14 protein-coding genes are annotated in these 19,195 nt (G+C 67.9%); 6 read left to right on the forward strand and 8 right to left on the reverse strand.

The genetic code is table 11. The features are described from left to right. Window positions 1–19 precede the first annotated feature (19 nt). The 4 genes from arcD to M2299_RS16825 form a co-directional block, all read right to left on the reverse strand. Window positions 20–1,441: an arginine-ornithine antiporter gene (gene arcD, locus M2299_RS16810; protein WP_280884714.1), complete on the reverse strand. Its 1,422-nt coding sequence runs from the start codon at window positions 1,439–1,441 to the stop codon at window positions 20–22. Window positions 1,442–1,549: 108 nt separating this feature from the next. Further along, window positions 1,550–4,375 (reverse strand): TonB-dependent receptor, encoded by a 2,826-nt coding sequence (locus tag M2299_RS16815; protein WP_025879291.1) that lies wholly within the window; start codon window positions 4,373–4,375, stop codon window positions 1,550–1,552. A 216-nt stretch (window positions 4,376–4,591) separates the two neighbouring features. Further along, complete coding sequence (locus M2299_RS16820; RefSeq protein ID WP_025879290.1) at window positions 4,592–5,248, reverse strand: energy transducer TonB; 657 nt, start codon at window positions 5,246–5,248, stop codon at window positions 4,592–4,594. Between the two features lie 219 nt (window positions 5,249–5,467). Continuing rightward, window positions 5,468–6,205 (reverse strand): SIMPL domain-containing protein, encoded by a 738-nt coding sequence (locus M2299_RS16825; protein WP_025879289.1) that lies wholly within the window; start codon window positions 6,203–6,205, stop codon window positions 5,468–5,470. A 130-nt stretch (window positions 6,206–6,335) separates the two neighbouring features. Here M2299_RS16825 and M2299_RS16830 point away from each other — a divergent pair, with 130 nt between their 5' ends. The 4 genes from M2299_RS16830 to tldD all read left to right on the forward strand — a co-directional run bounded on the left by M2299_RS16830 (window position 6,336) and on the right by tldD (window position 13,833). Then, window positions 6,336–6,944 (forward strand): Maf family nucleotide pyrophosphatase, encoded by a 609-nt coding sequence (locus M2299_RS16830; RefSeq protein WP_093821177.1) that lies wholly within the window; start codon window positions 6,336–6,338, stop codon window positions 6,942–6,944. Continuing rightward, entirely contained in the window at window positions 6,937–8,424 is a 1,488-nt protein-coding gene (gene rng / locus M2299_RS16835) for a ribonuclease G (protein ID WP_025879287.1), read from the forward strand. Before M2299_RS16830 ends, rng begins: the two co-directional genes overlap by 8 nt. A gap of 30 nt (window positions 8,425–8,454) precedes the next feature. After that, window positions 8,455–12,324 (forward strand): YhdP family protein, encoded by a 3,870-nt coding sequence (locus tag M2299_RS16840; RefSeq protein ID WP_100436737.1) that lies wholly within the window; start codon window positions 8,455–8,457, stop codon window positions 12,322–12,324. A gap of 63 nt (window positions 12,325–12,387) precedes the next feature. Then, window positions 12,388–13,833 carry a metalloprotease TldD gene (tldD, locus tag M2299_RS16845; protein WP_025879285.1) on the forward strand — a complete coding sequence of 482 codons (1,446 nt, stop codon included), beginning with the start codon at window positions 12,388–12,390 and terminating at the stop codon, window positions 13,831–13,833. A 41-nt stretch (window positions 13,834–13,874) separates the two neighbouring features. Here tldD and yjgA read toward each other — a convergent pair whose 3' ends face one another. Next, a complete protein-coding gene (gene yjgA, locus M2299_RS16850; protein ID WP_025879284.1) occupies window positions 13,875–14,465 on the reverse strand; it encodes a ribosome biogenesis factor YjgA in 591 nt (196 codons plus the stop codon). 68 nt (window positions 14,466–14,533) lie between these two features. Here yjgA and pmbA point away from each other — a divergent pair, with 68 nt between their 5' ends. Continuing rightward, window positions 14,534–15,901 carry a metalloprotease PmbA gene (gene pmbA, locus M2299_RS16855; RefSeq protein WP_280884715.1) on the forward strand — a complete coding sequence of 456 codons (1,368 nt, stop codon included), beginning with the start codon at window positions 14,534–14,536 and terminating at the stop codon, window positions 15,899–15,901. A gap of 88 nt (window positions 15,902–15,989) precedes the next feature. After that, window positions 15,990–16,352: a DUF4870 domain-containing protein gene (locus M2299_RS16860; protein ID WP_025879282.1), complete on the forward strand. Its 363-nt coding sequence runs from the start codon at window positions 15,990–15,992 to the stop codon at window positions 16,350–16,352. Window positions 16,353–16,475: 123 nt separating this feature from the next. Here the strand turns inward: M2299_RS16860 and M2299_RS16865 are convergent, their stop codons facing one another. The 3 genes from M2299_RS16865 to tilS are packed head-to-tail and all read right to left on the reverse strand — an operon-like array spanning window position 16,476 to window position 18,927. Further along, entirely contained in the window at window positions 16,476–17,354 is an 879-nt protein-coding gene (locus M2299_RS16865) for a farnesyl diphosphate synthase (protein ID WP_100436735.1), read from the reverse strand. Beyond that, window positions 17,344–17,604, reverse strand: coding sequence for an exodeoxyribonuclease VII small subunit (locus M2299_RS16870; protein WP_006381978.1), 261 nt, complete (start codon window positions 17,602–17,604; stop codon window positions 17,344–17,346). The genes M2299_RS16865 and M2299_RS16870 overlap by 11 nt, the downstream gene beginning before the upstream one ends. A gap of 36 nt (window positions 17,605–17,640) precedes the next feature. Next, a complete protein-coding gene (tilS, locus tag M2299_RS16875; RefSeq protein ID WP_238379110.1) occupies window positions 17,641–18,927 on the reverse strand; it encodes a tRNA lysidine(34) synthetase TilS in 1,287 nt (428 codons plus the stop codon). Window positions 18,928–19,195 lie beyond the last annotated feature (268 nt).

Here is a 19,195-nt window from a genome sequence, read left to right on the forward strand (position 1 = left end):
CGTCGGGTGTGGCTCGGCCTTACAAGGTCAGCGCGCCACGGGCGAACGCCACCAGCGTAGCGATCGCCACCACCAGGATCGCGCCGAACAGCACCCATTCCCAGCGCGTGAACACCCGCTCGCCGCGCTGGCGTCGAGTCAACGCGTACAGCACTACGCCCGGCACATACAGCAGTACCGACAGCAGCAGGTTGTCCAGGCCACCGGCATACACCAGCCACAGCGCATAGGCGCTGGCCAGCAGCGCGACGATGAAGTCGCGCCAGCGGGCGCCGGCCGCGCTGGCGTATGCCTCGCCCTGCCAGGCCAGCTTCACGCCGAATGCGCTGGACAGAAAGTACGGCACCAGGCTCATCGACGCCGCCAGCAGCACCAGGCTGGTGTAGCTGCCCGAATTGAACAGCACCAGCAGCAGGAACAACTGGATCAGGCCATTACTCAACCACAGCGCATTGGCGGGCACGCCGCGCGCGTTCTCGCGGCCGAGAAAGGCCGGCATCGTGCCATCGCCAGCGGCGGCAAACAGCACTTCGGCGCACAGCAGCACCCACGCCAGCAGCGCGCCCAGCACCGAGATGATCGAGCCGATGATGATCACCGTCGCACCCCATTCGCCAACGATCGCGCGCAGCACATAGGCCATCGAGGGATTGGGCAGGCCGGCCAGTTCGGCCTGCGACAGCACGCCCATCGACAGCAGGCTGACCAGCACCAGCAGCAGCCACACGCCGATGAAGCCGATCACGGTGGCGCGGCCGACATCGGCGCGTCGTGCCGCGCGCCGCGAATAGATGCTGGCACCTTCGATGCCGATGAACACCCACACGGTGACCAGCATCATCCCGCGCAGCTGCTGGCCCATGTCGCCCAGCGCGGGAGCGCCGAAGAAGTCGGCGCGGAAGACGTCCATGCGGAACGCACCGGCCGCCAGGACCAGGAACAGCGCGATCGGCACCAGCTTGGCCACGGTGACCAGGCCATTGATGATCGCCGCGGTATGCAGGCCGCGCAGTACCAGCAGGTGCACGGTCCACAGCAGCAGCGACGATGCGGCGATGGCGGCCGGTGTATTGCCTTCGCCGAACACCGGTGCGAAGTGGCCGAGACCGCTGAAGATCAGTACGAAGAAACTGGCGTTGCCGAGTACCGAAGCGACCCAGTAGCCCCACGCGGCGGAGAAACCGATGTAGTTGCCGAAGCCTTCGCGCGCATACGCATAGATGCCGGTGTCCAGGTCGGGGCGACGATTGGCCAGGGCCTGGAACACGAAGGCAAGCATCAGCATGCCGGCACCGCTCACCGCCCAGCCGATCAGCGCGGCGGCCGGGCCGGCGCTGCGCGCCACGTTCTGCGGCAGCGAGAAGATGCCGGCGCCCACCATCGAACCAACCACCAGCGCGGTCAGTGCGGCCAGGCCAAGGCGTTGAGTGGAGGAGGGCATCGCGCCTGTCGCAGGAGAAGGTGCACCCATGATGGACGCTGACGGGTGTGTAGAAAAGCAAAGGCCCGGGCGTGAGCCCGGGCCTTTGCGGGTGACGCTGCAGCAGGATTACTTGAAGGTGTACTTGGCGCCGACGGTGAAGTAGCGACCAATGGCACCGCTGAAGTGCAGCGGGTTGTAGTTCACGCCACCGTAGGTGGTCGGATCGAGCGGAGCGATGCGATCAAACACGTTGGCCACCGAGGCGTTCAGCTCGAAGGCTTCGGTGATGTTCCAGCGGCCGGACAGGTCGAAGGTGGTGAACGAGGAGATCTTGGTGACGTCGGTACCGTCGGCATAGGAGAACTGGTACGAGCCGTCCGGACCACGGAAGTCCTTGTTGTCCATCTTCGAGATGTAGTTGGCAACGCCGCTGACGCTCCAGTTGCCCTGCTTCCAGGTGGTGCCGAAGTTGATGCGGTCCTTCGGCGTGCCGATGCAGTTGGTCACGTCGCAGTTGCCGTGGGTACCGGCGTAGTCGACGGTGACGTCAGCGTCGGTGCGCTCGAACTTGAGCACGTGGCTCCACTGCAGGTCCATCTCCAGCTGGCCCGGACCGATGTCGAAGGTCTGGCGGATATCAGTGTCGATACCGCGCACGCGGGTGGAGGCCGCGTTGATGTACGCGGTGTTGACCGCCAGGATGCTGCCGGTGCCAGCAATGCCGTTGATCAGGTCGATGTCACGCAGCACGTTGCCGGCGGCGATGGCATCAGCGGTGGCGCCCTGGGCGATTTCGTTGGTGCGCTTGATCTGCCACGCATCGACGGTCAGCGAGGTGCTGGAGGTCGGCTGCAGCACGATGCCGACCGAGTAGCTCTTGGACTCTTCCGGCTTCAGGTCCTTGTTCGGACGGGTGATGATCGCCACCGGCCGCGAGCTGCAGTTGGTGCCGACATCGGCAGCCGGGCTGGCGGCGCAACGCACCGGATCGCGGGCGTTGGAGAAGGCAGCCAGGCCACCGTCACCGTTCTCGGCCGGGTTCGGCGCGCGGAAGCCTTCGGCGTAGCTGGCGCGCAGGGCGATCCAGTCTGCCGGGGTCCACTTCACGCCCAGCTTCGGCGTGGCCTTGCCTTCACCGCTTTCGTACTTGTCGTAGCGCATGGCGGCCGACAGTTCCAACTGCTCCAGCACTGGCGCGGACAGCTCGACGTAGCCGGCATACACGTTCTGGGTGCCGTCATAGGCCGAATAGCCCAAGCCGATGATGTCACCCTGGTCGGTGTAGGTCTGCGGGGTCAGGCTGTTGCTGGTCTTGCGCCACTCGGTACCGAAGGCCAGGCCCAGCGGGCCGCCCTTCAGGTCCATCAGGCTGCGCGAGATGGTGAAGTCGAACATGTCCAGGCTGGACTTGGCGCGTGCGCTGATCTGCGGCGAGATGTAGTCGTACAGCGCCTGAGAGTTGAGGTTGGCGTTGTCGCCGATGCGCCACACGCCGCCGGCGCAGTTCGGGTTGCCCAACGCACACTGCACAGCGCTGTAACGCAGGAAGCCGGTGCGCTTGTTGGTCAGGTCGGTGCCCGAGTGCAGGTAGGCGGTGTCGTAGCTCCAGTCACCCCAGTTGCCCTTCACGCCCACCAGCAAGCGGTTGAACTCGTTGGTGTTGTTGGTCACGCGCGGACCGACATCCCATGCCGAATAGCGCAGGCGCGAGGCCTGGCCCTGGATCGGGTTGTCCGGGTGGGTCGGCGACAGCACCACAGCACCCGGACCGCTGCTGGCATTGCGCGGACCTTCCGGGTAGCCCCAGCTGCCGGACACGCCGGACGGGGTGTTGCTGAAGGTGGTTTCCTTCTTCGAGTAGCCGATCTCGGTGTAGACCTCGCCGCCTTCGCCGAAGGCGAAACTGGCACGGCCGAACACGTTGACGTACTTCTCTTCAGGGGTGAGGTCGCGGTACTGCTGGTTCGGATCCCACAGGCAGCCCTGGGCAGCCACTGAAGCGTCGGTCTGGCCACCGATGGTGGTCAGGCCCTGGCAACCCGGCAGCGGAACCAGCTGCGCGGAGGTGCCCGGCGGAACGCGGTCGTCGAACACCGAGCCGTTCGGACCGACACCGCCGCTGGTGCGGTTATTGAGGTAGGCGCCACCCAGGAACTGGGCATTGTTGCCATAGCCCCACGGACGGATGTCGCCGGTGCCGATCCACTTGCGGTTCTTGCGGTCGCTGATCTTGATCGCGTCGGTCTTGCCGACATCCAGGCTGAAGAACGCATTCCAGCCATCGGTGGCCAGATCGCCGGTACCGGCGGTCAGGGTGGCCTTTTTGGCATTGCCGTCGCCATCACCGGAGGTGCCGTAGGAGGCACGCAGGATGCCGCCCTGGAAGTCGCTGCGCAGGATGATGTTGACCACGCCGGCGATGGCATCGGAGCCATAGATCGCCGAGGCGCCATCCTTCAGCACTTCCACGCGCTCGACGGCGTCGAGGGGAATGGTGCTGAGGTCGGTGAACACCTTCTGGCCGTCATCGGCCAGGCCATAGGTCGCCATGCGGCGGCCGTTCAACAGCACCAGCGTGGAGCCGGCACCGAGGCCGCGCAGCGAAATGCCTGCGCCACCACCGGCGAAGCCGTTGCCGAAGGTCTTCGGGATCGAACCGGAACCGTCAGCGGTCAGGGTCTGCAGGTACTCGGCCACCGTGGTCTTGCCGGTGCGATCGATTTCCTGGCGGGTCACGACCTGCACCGGCGACGGTGTTTCGGTGTTGGTGCGCGGGATGTTCGAACCGGTGACGGTGATCCGGTCAAGGTTGGTGGCCTGTTCCTGCGCGAATGCAGAAGAGGAAGCCACGGCCCCGGCGAGCAGCAGGGCGCCGCCGGTAAGGATATGGGTGATGGACGTTGCCAGGTGGTTGCGGCGGCGGCTGGCGGGCCGTTGGATCGGGTGTTTCACAGCTTCTCTCCTGACTGGAAAACTCGAGCATTGAGGGCTGTCTCCGGTGTGTCCCGGGACGCGTCAATCTAGGTTTCCGGCAGGTGACGGAGGTGTGAAGTTTTACTAAATTCGTAACGGTTTTCCAACGAAGTTCAAATAACCGGGCAGCTTGGCCCTGTTCGGGCCCATTCACCGTTGTGACCGGCCCGGCGAGCTGCCGGGCCGGTCCGTGGCTCAGTCGGGCAGGGAAAACTGCACGGGCACCATGCCGATGGCGGGAACGGCCATGCCATCACGCTCGGCCGGCACGAAACGCCAGTGGCGCAGCACCTGCTGGCGGGCGGCCTGGTCCAGGCTGCGCGAGCCGCTGCTGCGTTCGATGCTGACGTTCACCGGCTGGCCACTGGGGTCCACTTCCACCCGCAGCAGCACCGTGCCCTGTTCGTGATTGCGCAGGGCCTGGATCGGGTAGCTGGGCGGCGGGTTGCTGCGGTACTGCAGCTGGGCGCCGGCCAGCGGCGTGGACGGAGCAATGGTCGGCGCAGCCTGCACCGCGGTCGGCTCGGCCGCCGGCAGGATGATGCCCTGGGCCTCCTCGACGGTCGCGGTGGGCGTCGGCAGCGGTGCGGGCACCGGCGTGGCCTGCCGCTTGTGCACCACCTCCACCTTTTCAGGCTCGGTCGGCACCGGCAGCGGCTCGATCGGCTTGGGCTCTTCCCTGGGAATGAACCGTACCGTGGTCTGATCGCGCGGCAGCGCGGTGATGGCCTGGTAGGTCGCCGGGATCAGCAACAACAGGAACGCGAGCAGATGCAGGGCGATGGCCGCACTCCAGGCGGCAACGCGGGCGGGATCGAAGTGCAGGGGTACTACGGGATACGTACGAACCATGGTCCACCTCCATGCCAGTGTCGAAGTCCTCAACGCACCAGGGCCGCCATCGGGGTTGCCGCACGCGGCTGGCAGTCAATCATTAGCGCGCCGCCTCCACCACTGCCTAGAGGCAGGGGCGGCAGCGTTGAGCTGGCCTTCATGTAACGCTGCCGGCACGGCGGCGGTGGAAACGAAAACGGCGCCCCGCAGGGCGCCGTCGGTTGAACGGAAGGCGCCTCAGCGGCCCAGTTCGAACACCACGTCCAGGTTCACCGAGACGGTCGACTCGCCCGGGGCGACCGGGGTGGCCTTGTCCATTGCCATGCCGGCGGCCTGCGCACGCATCATCGGCATCGGGCGGAAACCGCCACCGGCGTTCTCGGAAATGCTGACAATGCGCCGCACCTGCAGGCCAAGCGACTTGGCATAGGTCTGGGCACGGGCCTGGGCCTTCTTCAGTGCCGCCAGGCGCGCTTCGTCATAGACCGGCTCGGGCTGGTCGATCTCGAACTGCGGGCCGTTGATCTGGTTGGCGCCCTGCGCGGCCAGCGCGTCCAGCACCTTGCCCAGCTTGGCGATGTCGCGGACCTTCAGGCTGACGGTGTTGCTGGCCTGGTAGCCGGTGATCTTCGGGGCTTCGTTGTCGGCATAACGGTACTGCGGGTTGAGGCTGACGCCGCTGGTCTGCACGTCGCGCTCGGCGATGCCGGCGGCCTTGATCGCAGCCAGGACCTTGTCCATCTGCTGGGCGTTCTGACGCATGGCGCTGTTGCCGTCGGCGGCCTGGGTGACCACACCGGCCGACAGCGTGGCCACGTCCGGCACGCGGGTGGCTTCGGCGTTGGCCGAGATGTTCAGCAGGGTGCCTTCGGCCGCGGCGGCGATCGACGGCGACGACGGGTCGGCATGGGCGGTCATCGAAGCTCCAAGAGCGAGGGACAGGGCAAGCAGCAGCGGGGTGGCGGTGCGACGCATGGGATCTCCTTGTTGTGGCGGTGAGGGTGGTGTCGTAGCGATGAACGCGTTGTGAGTCCGTTCGGGGTTGCAGGCGCCGGGGAAGGATTGTCCGACGATTCAGGTACCGGCGTCAGGTTATGCTGTGTCGATGCTCTATCTTGCTTCCCGCTCCCCCCGACGCAACCAGCTGCTGGCCCGACTCGGACACCCTTTCCAGGCGTTGGACCTGGAGGTCGTCGAGCAGCGCGCGGCCTCTGAAAGTGCCCAGGACTATGTCTGCCGGGTCGCCGCCGACAAGGCGCGCGCCGGCCTGGCACGGGTGCTGGCCGATGACCCGCAGGCGCGGGTGCTGGGCTCGGATACCGAAGTGGTGCTCGATGGCGAAGTATTCGGCAAGCCGGCCGACGCCGCCGACGCGCGGGCGATGCTGGCACGGCTGGCCGGGCGCACCCATCAGGTGATGACCGCCGTGGTGGTGGTGGACGCGCGCGGGCTGGACAGCGAACTGGTTGTTTCCGAGGTCACCTTCGCCGCCATCGAGTCCGCCGACATCGCTGCCTACGTCGCCACCGGCGAGCCGCTGGACAAGGCGGGTGCCTATGCCATCCAGGGCGGTGCCGAGCGCTGGATCGAACACCTTTCCGGCAGCTACTCCGGTGTCATGGGGCTGCCGTTGCTGCATACCGATCGTCTGCTGGCCCGCTGCGGCGTGCTGGCCCCAACTGCTGATGCCGCCAGGGAGGCTGCCGATGTCTGAGGAAATCCTGGTCAATGTGACCCCGCGCGAAACCCGGGTCGCGGTGATCGAGAACGGCATGCTGCAGGAACTGCACATCGAGCGCGGTTGGCGCCGGGGTGTGGTCGGCAACATCTACAAGGGCAAGGTGCAGCGGGTCATGCCAGGCATGCAGGCGGCATTCGTCGAAGTGGGCCTGGAGCGCGCCGCGTTCCTGCACGCCAACGACGTGGTGCGACCGGCGCCGGTGGCCAGCGCAGATACCGAGAACACGACCCTGCCGCCGCCGTCCAGCGTGCCGATCGTGGAGCTGCTGCGCGACGGCCAGGACATCGTGGTGCAGGTGGTGAAGGATCCGATCGGGACCAAGGGCGCACGCCTGACCACCCAGATCAGCATTCCCTCGCGCTACATGGTGCTGCTGCCGCAGTCGAAGGTGGTGGGCGTGTCGGCGCGCATCGAGGACGAAGGCGAGCGCGCGCGGCTGAAGGCGCTGGTGACCGAACTGTCGGCCCAGCACGGCGGCTACGGCTACATCGTGCGCACCAATGCCGAAGGCCAGCCGGCCGAGGCCATCGCCGAAGACATCGCCTACCTGTCACGGGTGTGGAACGTGGTCGAGCGCCGCGGCCGCGAGGCGGCGTCGTGCAGCAACATCTATGAAGACCTGAGCCTGCCGCTGCGTTCGGTGCGCGACCTGATCCGCAAGGACGTGGACAAGGTGAAGGTGGACTCGAAGGAGACCTTCGCCCAGCTGCAGGCGTTCGTGGCCAAGTACATGCCGGTGCTGGCGGAGAAGATCGAGCTGTACAGCGGCGATCGTCCGATCTTCGACATGTTCGGGGTCGAGGACGAGATCGGCCGTGCGCTGGACAAGCAGGTACCGCTGAAATCCGGTGGCTACCTGGTGATCGACCAGACCGAGGCGATGACCACCATCGACGTCAACACCGGCTCGTTCCTCGGCCAGCGCAACCTGGAAGAGACGGTGTTCCGCACCAACCTGGAGGCCGCGCAGGCGGTGGCCAGGCAGCTGCGCCTGCGCAACCTGGGCGGCATCATCATCATCGACTTCATCGACATGGATGACGCCGAGCATCGCCGCCAGGTGCTGCGCACGCTGGAAAAGGCGCTGGCCCGTGACCATGCCAAGACCACGGTGTACGACTTCTCGCCGCTGGGCCTGGTGGAGATGACCCGCAAGCGCACGGTGGAAAGCCTGGAGCGCCAGCTGTCGGAAACCTGCCCGCAGTGCAGTGGCCGCGGCACCATCAAGACCACCGAAACGGTGACCTACGAGATCTTCCGCGAGATCACCCGCGCGGTGCGCCAGTTCGATGCCGCGCGCCTGCTGGTGATCGCGTCCAGCAAGGTGGTGGCGCGGATCACCGATGAGGAATCCACGGCCGTGGCCGAGCTGGAGGAGTTCCTCGGCAAGAGCATCCGCTTCCAGGCGGACGAGCAGTACCTGCAGGAGCAGTTCGATGTTGTTCTGCTCTGATCCAGGCCGACTGTCTGCCTTCGGTGGCCGATGAGCGCGCCGCCGCGCCTGCGACTGCGAAGGATCCGCCGTCATTTCATCGCCGCATGCGCGGTTGGCCTGGTCGGGCTTGCCCTGCTGGTCGGCACCCTCAGCCAGCTGTTGCCGCTGGCTGAGCGCCATCCGGACCGGATCGCGGCCTGGCTGAGCACGCGCGCCGGGCAACCGGTGCGCTTCGAACGCCTGGACACCGCCTGGACCCGACGTGGTCCACTGCTGCAGTTGAAGGGCCTGCGCATCGGCGCGGGCCAGGGCCTGGCCATCGGCGATGCCGAGGTGCTGGTGTCGATGTACAGCGGCCTGTTGCCGGGCCGCTCGCTGACCGAACTGCGCCTGCGCGGCCTGGCGCTGGACCTGCAGCAGGCCGCCGATGGCCGCTGGTCGGTGCGCGGCCTGCCGCAGTCCCGCGCTGGCGGCGATCCGTTGGATGCGTTGCGCCGGCTGGGCGAACTGCAGGTGATTGGTGGCCGCCTCGGCGTGCATGCGCCAGCACTGGGTGTCGACGCCACCCTGCCACGCATCGACCTGCGCCTGCGCGTGGATGGCGACCGCCTGCGGGTGGGCGTGCGTGCCTGGGCACAGACCGACGCGTTGCCGCTGACGGCGGTGCTGGACCTGGATCGCCAGCGCGGCAACGGCGAGGCCTGGGTAGGCGCCGATCCGATCGATTTCCGTGCCTGGGCGCCGTTGTTGGCGGCCGGCGGCATGCGCCTGCGCGAGGGCAAGGGCGAGCTCAACCTGTGGCTGACCCTGCGTGATTTCGCCCCGGTGGCGCTGACCACCGATTCGGACCTGCGTGATCTGCGTGTCGAAGGCGCGCCGATGCCTGGCGTGGCGCGCCCGGAAATTCAATTGCAACGGTTGCAGGCGCGCCTGCGTTGGCAGCGGACGGCAGAAGGCTGGGCGCTGCAGGTGCCGCGCCTGCGCCTGCAGGCCGATGGCAGCCAGCAGCAGCTGGACGGGCTGCAACTGCGGGTGGGCAAGCAGATGCAGGTGCAGGCCGCAGCAGCGCAGGCGGGTACCGCGTTGCGCGCGCTGGCGCTCAGCGACCGCTTGGACGCGGGCCTGCGGCATTGGCTGTACCTGGCCAAGCCGCAGCTGGACGTGGCGCAGCTGCAGTTGCGCGGCCAGCAGGATGGCCCGTTGTGGGTGCAGGGCGAACTGCAGTCGCTGGGCTTTGCCAGTGTTGGCAACTCGCCGGGCCTGCGCGGCCTGGGCGGCCGCTTCGAGGGCGATGCCAACGGTTTCAGCCTGCAGCTGCAGCCCCAGCGCCAGCTGCAGTTCGATTGGCCGACCGGTTTCGGCGTGCGTCACGACCTGCATCTTGCCGGGCAGATCGTCGGTTGGCGCGACGAGGCCGGTGGCTGGCGCATCGGCACCCCGGCGATGCGTGTGGAAGGCACCGACTACGCTGCCGACGTGCGCGGTGGTCTCTGGTTCCAGGGCGATGGCACCCGGCCGTGGATGCAGCTGGCGGCCAAGCTGGACGACGTACCGATGACCGCGGCCAAGCGTTTCTGGATCCATTCCAGGATGAGCAAGGGCGCCACCGACTGGCTGGACATGGCCCTGGCCGGTGGCCAGGTGCGCAACGGCATCGGACTGGTCAGTGGTGACCTGGACGACTGGCCGTTCGACAACAACGATGGTCGCTTCGAGGCCACCGGCCACATCAGCAAGGGTGACATCCGCTTCCAGCACGATTGGCCGTTGATGGGCCAGGTCGATGCCGATGTCGCCTTCATCGGCCCTGGCTTCCACATGCAGGGGAGCGGCGATCTGGCCGGCGTGGCAGTACAGACGTTCGAAGCCGGCATCCAGGATTTCGGCCAGCAGCCACTGTACGTGCGCGCCGACAGCCAGGGCGACGCCGGCAAGCTGCTGGCGATGCTGCGGCAGAGCCCGCTGCACAAGGAATACGGCGACACCCTGGACAACCTCGCGGCAAGCGGGCCGGCCAACGTGCATTTCGACCTGTTGCAGCCCCTGCATCATGACCAGGGCGGCGGCCACCTGCAGGGCACGGTGGACCTGGCCGGGCTGAAGCTGGTCGACAAGCGCTTCCAGCTGGAATTCGACAACATGCGCGGGCAGGCCCGCTACAGCAACGCCGGCTTCGCCGCCGAGGAACTGGCCGTGCGCCACCTCGGCCAGGACGGCCGGCTGAGCCTGCGCGCCGGTGGTTTCGTGCGTGACCCCAAGCTGGCCTTCGAATCGGAACTGGCCGCCACGCTCGATGCGGGCGTGCTGATCGACCGCGCACCGGAAATGGCCTGGCTGAAGCCCTACATCAACGGTACCTCGCCGTGGACCATCGCGGTGAACCTGCCGAAGGTCGCGGCGGGTGCACCAGCGCCGCCCAGCGAGCTGCGCCTGCGCTCGGATCTGCTGGGCACCCGCCTGGACCTGCCGGCACCGCTGCAGAAGCCGGCCAACGAGCCGCTGCCGACCACCGTGGCCGCACAGCTGCCGATGGGCGCCGGCCGCATCGACGTGGCGTTCGGCCAGCGTCTGGCGCTGGCTGCGCGCAGCCACAACAACCAGACCGGCGTTCAGGTCACCCTGGGCAGCGACCACGTTGACCGCGAACCACCGCCCAGCGGGCTGACCATCAATGGCCGCAGCCCGACCCTGGATGCACTGGAATGGATCGGCCTGGCCCGTGGCGCCGGTGGCGATGGCGACCCGATGCCGCTGCGCGCGGTGGACGTGCAGGTCGGCCAGCTGATGCTGATCGGCGGCGTGTTCGAGCAGACCCGCCTGCAGCTGCGCCCTGGCCCGCAGGCGCTGGATGTGCGCCTGGATGGCCCCTCGCTGGCCGGCAAATTGAATGTACCCAACGCCGATGGCGGCACCATCAGCGGCCAGCTCGAGCGCGTGTACTGGCAATCGCTGCCGACCCTTCCCGGAGCCACGGCAGCACCGGCGCGGGTGCAGGCCGGTGCCGACGACATGGACCCGGCCAAGCTGCCGCCGTTCGCACTGGACATCGCCGACCTGAAGTTCGGCAAGGCCGTGCTGGGCCAGGCGGTGCTGCGTACGCGGCCGATCGCCAATGGCCTGAGCGTGGAACAACTGCAGTTCCGCGCCCCCAGCCAGGAGATCGACATCCGTGGCCGTTGGCTTGGCAAGGGTGGCGGTTCGCGAACCGCGCTTGATGCGCAGGTGCGCAGTGAAGACCTGGGCGGGTTGCTGCAGAACCTCGACTACGGCGGCCAGCTGCGCGGCGGCTCCGGCCACGCCCAGCTGCAGGCCTCATGGCCCGGCGGTCCGTCGGACTTCCAGCTTGGCAACCTGCAAGGCCAGCTTGATGTGAATGCCCGCAATGGCCAGCTGCTGGAGCTGGAGCCGGGTGCCGGCCGCGTGCTGGGCCTGCTCAGCGTCGCCCAGCTGCCGCGGCGGCTGATGTTCGACTTCCGCGACTTCTTCTCCAAGGGCTTTGCGTTCAACCAGGTCGAGGGCAGCGTGCAGTTCGGCGAGGGCATGGCCCGTACCGACAAGGTGTTGATCGAAGGGCCGGCAGCGAACATCACCATCCGTGGCCAGGCCGACCTGCGGAAACAGCAGTTCGACCAGACCATCGACGTCAACCCGCGCGCCGGCAATCTGCTGACCGTGGTCGGCGCGGTGGCCGGCGGCCCGGTGGGCGCAGCGCTGGGTGCAGCCACCAATGCGGTATTGTCCAAGCCATTGGGCGAGATCGGTGCCCGCACCTACAAGGTGACCGGCCCCTGGAAGGAGCCCAAGGTGGAGGTGATCGAGCGCAGCCGCGAACGTGCGCCAGTACCCGCACCGCCGCCGCGCCTGCCGCCGTTGCCGGCCGTGCCGCCGACCGTCACCGAACCACCGCCACCGCGCTGAGCGCGGCCCCCGTTTCCCCAGGGCGGCCTTGCCTGACCGCCTTCACACCCCCAGATCGAGACCATGACTGACAACGCCCTGACGCTTGCCCAAGATCGCCTGTTGCGCCCCGGTGGCCTGGATACCGCTGGCCTGGAGCGCACCTTCGGCCAACTGCTCGGCCCCGGTGTCGACTTCGGCGACCTGTACTTCCAGCATGCCCGGCGCGAAAGCTGGAGCGTGGAAGATGGCATCGTCAAGGACGGCGCCCATTCCATCGAGCAGGGCGTGGGCGTGCGCGCGATTGCCGGCGAGAAGACCGGCTTTGCCTATTCCGATGACATCCATGCCGGTGCATTGCTGACCGCAGCGCAGTCGGCACGTGCGATCTCGCGCGAAGGCGGCGCACAGACCGGACGCTCGCTGCTGCGCGGCGATGCGCGCGTGCTGTATCCGGCGCTGGACCCGATCGACGGCATCGGCAACGAAGCCAAGGTCGAGGTGCTCAAGCGCCTGGACGGCTACCTGCGCGCGGCCGACCCGCGCGTGAAGCAGGTGATGGTCAGCCTGTCCGGTGGCGTTGATACCGTGCTGGTTGCCCGCACCGATGGTGTGCTGGGCGCCGACGTGCGCCCGCTGGTGCGGTTGAACGTGCAGGTGATCGTCGAGCAGAACGGCCGCCGTGAGTCGGGTTATGCCGGCGGCGGCGGTCGCTATGGCTATGAAGCGCTGTTTGCCGATGGCCGCCCGGAAGCCTTTGCGCGCGAGGCGCTGCGGCAGGCCCTGGTGAACCTGGAAGCGGTGCCGGCGCCGGCCGGGGTGATGCCGGTGGTGCTGGGCCCGGGCTGGCCGGGCGTGCTGCTGCACGAGGCGGTCGGCCATGGCCTGGAAGGTGACTTCAACCGCAAGGGCACCAGTGTCTACGCCGGCAGGATCGGCGAGCGCGTGGCTGCCCCGGGCGTGACCATCGTCGACGACGGCACCCTGGACGGGCGCCGTGGTTCACTCAACATCGATGACGAAGGCCACCCGACCCAGTGCACCACGCTGATCGAGGACGGCATCCTGGTCGGCTACATGCAGGACAGCCTCAACGCGCGGCTGATGGGCGTGGCGCCGACCGGCAACGGCCGTCGCGAATCGTTCGCGCACATGACCATGCCGCGCATGACCAACACCTACATGCGCGCCGGCCAGCATGACCCGCAGGAAATGATCCGTTCGGTGAAGAAGGGCCTGTACGCGGTCAATTTCGGCGGCGGCCAGGTCGACATCACCAGCGGCAAGTACGTGTTCTCGGCCACCGAGGCCTACCTGATCGAGGACGGCCGGATCACCGCTCCAGTGAAGGGCGCGACCCTGATCGGCAATGGCCCGGAAACCATGCAGAAGGTGCGCATGGTCGGCAACGACCTGGCCCTGGACGAGGGCGTGGGCATCTGTGGCAAGGACGGGCAGAGTGTGCCGGTCGGTGTCGGCCAGCCGTCGCTGCTGATCGAGGGCATCACCGTCGGCGGTACCCAGGCCTGAGCACGGCGATGGCCACAGCCACCGCCCTGCCCGACGGGGACTCAGTCCTCGTCGGCGTCGTCGACCGGTTCGTCTGCCTCGACGTCCTCAGCGGACGCCTTCAGGCCGAGCGCGGCCGGCAGCATCAGCGCGCGCAGCACCTGGAAGATCTCGCGGTAGGCGCGCGGCGGCTTGTTCTTGGCCTTTTCGGCCTGGGCGTTGCGCACCAGCGTGCGCAGCTGCTGGCGGTCGGCCTGCGGATGGTCATCCAGCAGCGCGGCCAGCGCCTTGTCGCCTTCATTCATGAGGCGTTCGCGCCAGTCTTCGACACGGTGCATCATCGCCACTTCGCGGCGCCCGGTTTCGCTGTTGGCATCCAGCGCATCGCGGATCGCGTCCAGCGCGGCATCGTCCTCGCGGCGCATGTGCTTGGCCAGGAACGCCAGCTGCCGCTTGTGCGCGATATGGGCGGTGATGCGCTTGCACTCGGCAATGTGTGGCAGCAGGTCCTCCGGGATCGGCAGGCGCGCCAGCTGGGCCGGGGTCAGCGACACCAGCTTCTCGCCCAGGGCCAGGACGTCGAGCGCATCGCGCCGGTTCTGGCTGCGGCTCTTGTCGTGGAATTCACCGGTTTCTTCGTCGCGTCCGCGCATCGTCCATACCTGATTTCAAAAAAAGTCGCCCGGCGTGATACCGGGCCCAACCCGCACAGGATAAAGCATTGAACGTGATCGCCCCTGAAGTCGCCGTCGGCGACGACAGCCCGGCCCGGCTGGAACGGCTGGCCGACATCTCCCAGCAGCTGCTGCAGCGTGCCCGCGCGCTGGGTGCCAGCCAGGCCGAGGTCAGCTGCAGCGAAGACCGTGGGCTGGAGGTCAATGTCCGTCTCGGCGAGGTCGAGACCGTGCAGTCCACCCGTGACCGCGGCATTGCCGTGACCGTCTACTTCGGCCAGTGCAAGGGCAGTGCCAGCACCGCCGACCTGCATGAGGCCAGCCTGCTGGCCACCGTCGAGCAGGCCTGCGCGATCGCCCGCCATACCGAGGACGATCCGGCCGCCGGCCTCGCCGAGGCCGACCTGATGGCCCGCGACTTCCCCGAACTGGATGGCTGGCACCCCTGGGAGCTGCAGGCCGACGAGGCGGTGGACCTGGCGCTGGCCTGCGAGGCGGCGGGCCGCCAAGCCGATGCGCAGATCCGCAATTCCGATGGCGCCTCGGTATCGAGCATGCAGAGCGTGTCGGTCTACGCCAATTCGCATGGGTTCATCGGCCGTGAGCGCGGGACCCATCATTCGATCGGCTGTGCGCTGATCGCTGGCACCGGCGATGGCATGCAGCGCGACGGCTGGTACACCGGCGCACTGGCCCGCGAGGACCTGGAAGATCCGGCCAGCGTCGGTCGCCGCGCCGCAGAGCGCACGATCGCCCGCCTGCAGCCGCGTTCGCTGCCGACCGGCAGCATGCCGGTGCTGTACGCGCCGGAAGTGGCGCGCAGCCTGGTGGGCCACCTGCTGTCGGCGGTCTCCGGCGGCGCACTGTACCGCCAGGCGAGCTTCCTGCTGGACAGCGTCGACCAGCAGCTGTTCCCCGACTGGATGCAGATCGAGGAGCTGCCGCACCTGCGCCGTGGCCTGCGCTCGGCCGCCTTCGACGGCGACGGCGTGGCCACCCGTGCCTCGGCCCTGGTGCGTGACGGTGTGCTGCAGCGTTACGTGCTGGGCAGCTATTCGGCGCGCAAGCTGGGCCTGCAGACCACCGCCAATGCCGGCGGCGTGCACAACCTGCAGCTGGCGGCCAATGCCGGTTCGCTGCAGGACATCGCCGCGCAGATGGGCAACGGCCTGCTGGTGACCGAGCTGATGGGGCAGGGGGTGAACGGGGTGACCGGCGACTACTCGCGCGGCGCCGGCGGCTTCCGCGTGGAGAACGGCCAGATCCAGTATCCGGTGGATGGCATCACCATCGCCGGCAACCTGCGCGACATGTTCATGGCCATCGAGGCGGTCGGCAGCGATGTCGATCCGCGCTCGCATATCCGCACCGGCTCGATCCTGGTGGGACGGATGACGATCGCCGGCAATGATTGATGCCATTGATGGCGTAAGCTAGGCCCGCCTGACGCGACCGGCTTGCCGCCGGTCGGTCAAGACCACCCAATAAAAAAGGAGTTTTGTCGTGAGCGAATTCGAGAACGTCCCGGCGGCGAGCAGCGTACCCGCTGACCAGCGCACCATGGCCCTGGTGGCGCACCTGCTGGGCATCTTCACCGGTTTCATTGGTGCCCTGGTCATCTGGCTGATCAACAAGGATGACGCCAGCAAGGCCTTCGTCACCGACCAGGCCAAGGAAGCGCTGAACTTCCAGATCACCGTCGCCATCGCGATGTTCGTCTGCATCATCCTGACCTTCGTGGTCATCGGCGTGTTCCTGGCGCCGATCGTCGGCCTGCTCAGCCTGGTCTTCAGCATCATCGCTGCGGTGAAGGCGAACAATGGTGAAGCCTACCGTTACCCGTTCGCACTGCGCCTGATCAAGTAAGCGGCAACGATCAACGACGCAAAAAGAAACGCCCGGCAATGCCGGGCGTTTCCGTGTATGGCGCGTAGGGTAGCGCCGGGCCATGCCCGGCGAACGCGCAGCGCGGCAGATCCATGCCTGCAATCAGTGATCGCGTTCCACGGCCAGCGTGGCCAGCGCGCGCAGCGCATCGGCTTCTTCGTGATAGCCCGCCAGTGCCTGCTGCATGCGCGCGGAAAGTTCGCGCAGCTGCGCCTTGGCACCGTCCATGCCCAGCAGGGCAGGGAAGGTGCTCTTGTCCTGGGCCTGGTCCTTGCCGGCGGTCTTGCCCAGCTGTTCGGAACTGGCTTCGACATCGAGGATGTCATCGCGGACCTGGAAGGCCAGGCCGAGCGCATCGGCGAAACCGTCGAGCTGGGCCAGCGCGGGTTCGGGTGCATCACCGCACAACGCGCCCATGCGCACCGCAGCGCGGATCAGCGCACCGGTCTTCAGCGCATGCATGCGGGTGAGGGCTGCCAGCGACTGCTGCTGGCCGGTGGCATCGATGTCCAGCGCCTGGCCGCCGCACATGCCGGCCGCGCCGGAGGCATGGGCCAGGGTCTGCAGGCACGCCACGCGCAATGCCGCCGGCAGCGGTGCATCGGCCAGCAGGCCGAACGCACGGGTCTGCAGGGCGTCGCCGGCGAGGATCGCAGTGGCTTCGTCGAAGGCGATGTGGGTGGTGGGCTTGCCACGGCGCAGGGCATCGTCGTCCATCGCCGGCAGGTCGTCGTGCACCAGCGAGTAGGCGTGGATCAGTTCCACCGCCATCGCCGCGGCATCAAGCCTGTCCAGGGGCGCGCCGAACACCTGGCCGGCGGCATAGACCAGCAAGGGGCGCATGCGCTTGCCGCCACCGAGCACGGAATGGCGCATCGCCTGGTGCAGGCGTTGCGGGGCTTCGGCCGGTGAGGGCAGGGCGGCGTCGAGCTGGCTTTCGATACGGTCGCGCCAGCGCGCGAACAACGCCTCAGCCGTCATGGCTGGGCGGATCGAAGGGTTCGGCGGTTTCGGGCTGGGCCGGATCGCTGAGCAGGCGCACGCGCAGTTCGGCCTGCTCCAGCGCCTGCTGGCACTGGCGGTACAGACCAACACCACGTTCGTAAGCACTGAGCGAGGCTTCCAGGCTCAGCTCGCCGGTTTCCATCTGCTCCACCAGCTGTTCCAGCGATTCGAGCGACTGCTCGAACTGGGCGACCGGGGAGGCGTTTTCGGGGGACTTCTTGGCCATGCGACAAGTGTGGACGGCGCGCGCGCAAGGGTCAATTCACCAGCCGCCCGGATGCCACTGCAACTGCGCATTGCGTGCCTGCAGCCAGGCCTGCAGCGGTGCGGCAATGACTACATCGGCGGCCGCCAGCAGCTGCCCCTGGTCGAACAGCAGGGGCAGCTGTGCGCGTCGCCAGGGCGCCAGATGCTCGCGCTGCAGGCAATCCTTCAACGCGGATGAATGCGTACGGCCGGGCAGCACGATGCGCTCGCCGCCCTGGCGGGCGCGCAGGTCCAGCGGATGTTCGAAGCCGTCCGTGCCGAGCAGGCGCAGCTGGCCGCCGTCGGGCAGCTGCAGCGGCACGCGGCCGTCCCATGCCGCCTGCCAGTCCTTCGGAAGGACCGGCAGCGCTGCCGGCAGCAGGTAGGCGTGCTGGCGCCACTGGCGGATGGCGTGCTGCTGCCAACGCACCTGCGACTGCCGATCGGCGCCTGCGGCCATCAATTCGTTCTGTACTTGCCGCAGCACATGCGCCGGCAACGGGGCTGCGCCATGGCGGCGCACCCACGCACGCAGCACGCGCGCAGCACGCTCCGGTGCAACCTGGCGCAGCAGCTCCAGCGACAGCACCCGGGGTGCCACTTCCAGGTGGGCGAGCAGTTCGGCGTCTTCTTCATCGAGCAATGCACGGGTCTGCGCGCAATGCGCGGCGCTGCCGGCCAATGCGGCAGTGGCATGCGGCCAGCGCTGGCGCAGCAGTGGCAGTACCCGCAGGCGCAGGAAATTGCGGTCGGCGTGGTCTTCGCCGTTGCTGGGATCTTCGATCCACTGCAGGCCGTGTGTCGTCGCGTAAGCCTGCAGCGCGCTGCGCGGCACATCGAGCAGTGGCCGCCACAGCCGATGGCCATCGAGGCGGCTGTCAGCGGTCATCGCCGCCAGCCCATCGATGCCCGAACCGCGCAACGCACGCAGCAGGAAGGTCTCGGCCTGGTCGTCCTGGTGCTGGGCCAGCGCCAGGGTTTCCCCGGCCTGCAACTCGGCGCTGAATGCAGCACGACGTGCCAGCCGGGCGGCCCCTTCGATGCCATGGCCGTCATCACGGCTGACCTGCACGTGGTGCACGGCCAGTTCGATGCCCAGCACCGTGCATTGCTGCTGGCAGTGCTGCACCCAGTCATCGGCCGCCGGTTGCAGGCCATGGTGTACGTGCGTCGCACGCAGCGGCGTGCCGGCGGCCTGTGCCGATCGCCACAGCCAGTGCAGCAGCACGGTGGAATCCAGGCCGCCGCTGTAGCCGACCAGCAGCGGTGCATCAAGCGGAACGAGGGCGGGGAAGGCGGTCACGGCGGCAAGTATAGGGTGGGTGGGTGAGTCGGCAGGGCTGCGCCCTGCACCCGCCGAAGCGGTAGTGCCGGCCGCTGGCCGGCAACCTGAGCAGCAACAGCGACAGCAACAGCAACAGCCAAGGCAACAGCGGGCATACCGTGGGATGGCGGGGTGGGTCCGGTTGCGGGGGGCGCTGCAAGTCCCCCTCCGGGGCCCGGCCCAGCCGCTGGCGGCTGTGCGTTCGGGCGCTTGCGAAGCAGTGCTTCGCAAGCAAAGCGCCCTCACC

Origin of the sequence: Stenotrophomonas sp. 1278, from assembly GCF_029892765.1 — a bacterium.
In the GTDB taxonomy this organism is placed as follows: domain Bacteria; phylum Pseudomonadota; class Gammaproteobacteria; order Xanthomonadales; family Xanthomonadaceae; genus Stenotrophomonas; species Stenotrophomonas indicatrix.

What these genes read in the sequence shown, in the direction of transcription:
- arcD (WP_280884714.1), bottom strand. Translation starts at nt 1,441, where the DNA reads ATGCCCTCCTCCACTCAACGCCTTGGCCTGGCCGCACTGACCGCGCTG.
- M2299_RS16820 (WP_025879290.1), bottom strand. Translation starts at nt 5,248, where the DNA reads ATGGTTCGTACGTATCCCGTAGTACCCCTGCACTTCGATCCCGCCCGC.
- M2299_RS16825 (WP_025879289.1), bottom strand. Translation starts at nt 6,205, where the DNA reads ATGCGTCGCACCGCCACCCCGCTGCTGCTTGCCCTGTCCCTCGCTCTT.
- M2299_RS16830 (WP_093821177.1), top strand. Translation starts at nt 6,336, where the DNA reads ATGCTCTATCTTGCTTCCCGCTCCCCCCGACGCAACCAGCTGCTGGCC.
- rng (WP_025879287.1), top strand. Translation starts at nt 6,937, where the DNA reads ATGTCTGAGGAAATCCTGGTCAATGTGACCCCGCGCGAAACCCGGGTC.
- M2299_RS16840 (WP_100436737.1), top strand. Translation starts at nt 8,455, where the DNA reads ATGAGCGCGCCGCCGCGCCTGCGACTGCGAAGGATCCGCCGTCATTTC.
- tldD (WP_025879285.1), top strand. Translation starts at nt 12,388, where the DNA reads ATGACTGACAACGCCCTGACGCTTGCCCAAGATCGCCTGTTGCGCCCC.
- yjgA (WP_025879284.1), bottom strand. Translation starts at nt 14,465, where the DNA reads ATGCGCGGACGCGACGAAGAAACCGGTGAATTCCACGACAAGAGCCGC.
- M2299_RS16865 (WP_100436735.1), bottom strand. Translation starts at nt 17,354, where the DNA reads ATGACGGCTGAGGCGTTGTTCGCGCGCTGGCGCGACCGTATCGAAAGC.
- M2299_RS16870 (WP_006381978.1), bottom strand. Translation starts at nt 17,604, where the DNA reads ATGGCCAAGAAGTCCCCCGAAAACGCCTCCCCGGTCGCCCAGTTCGAG.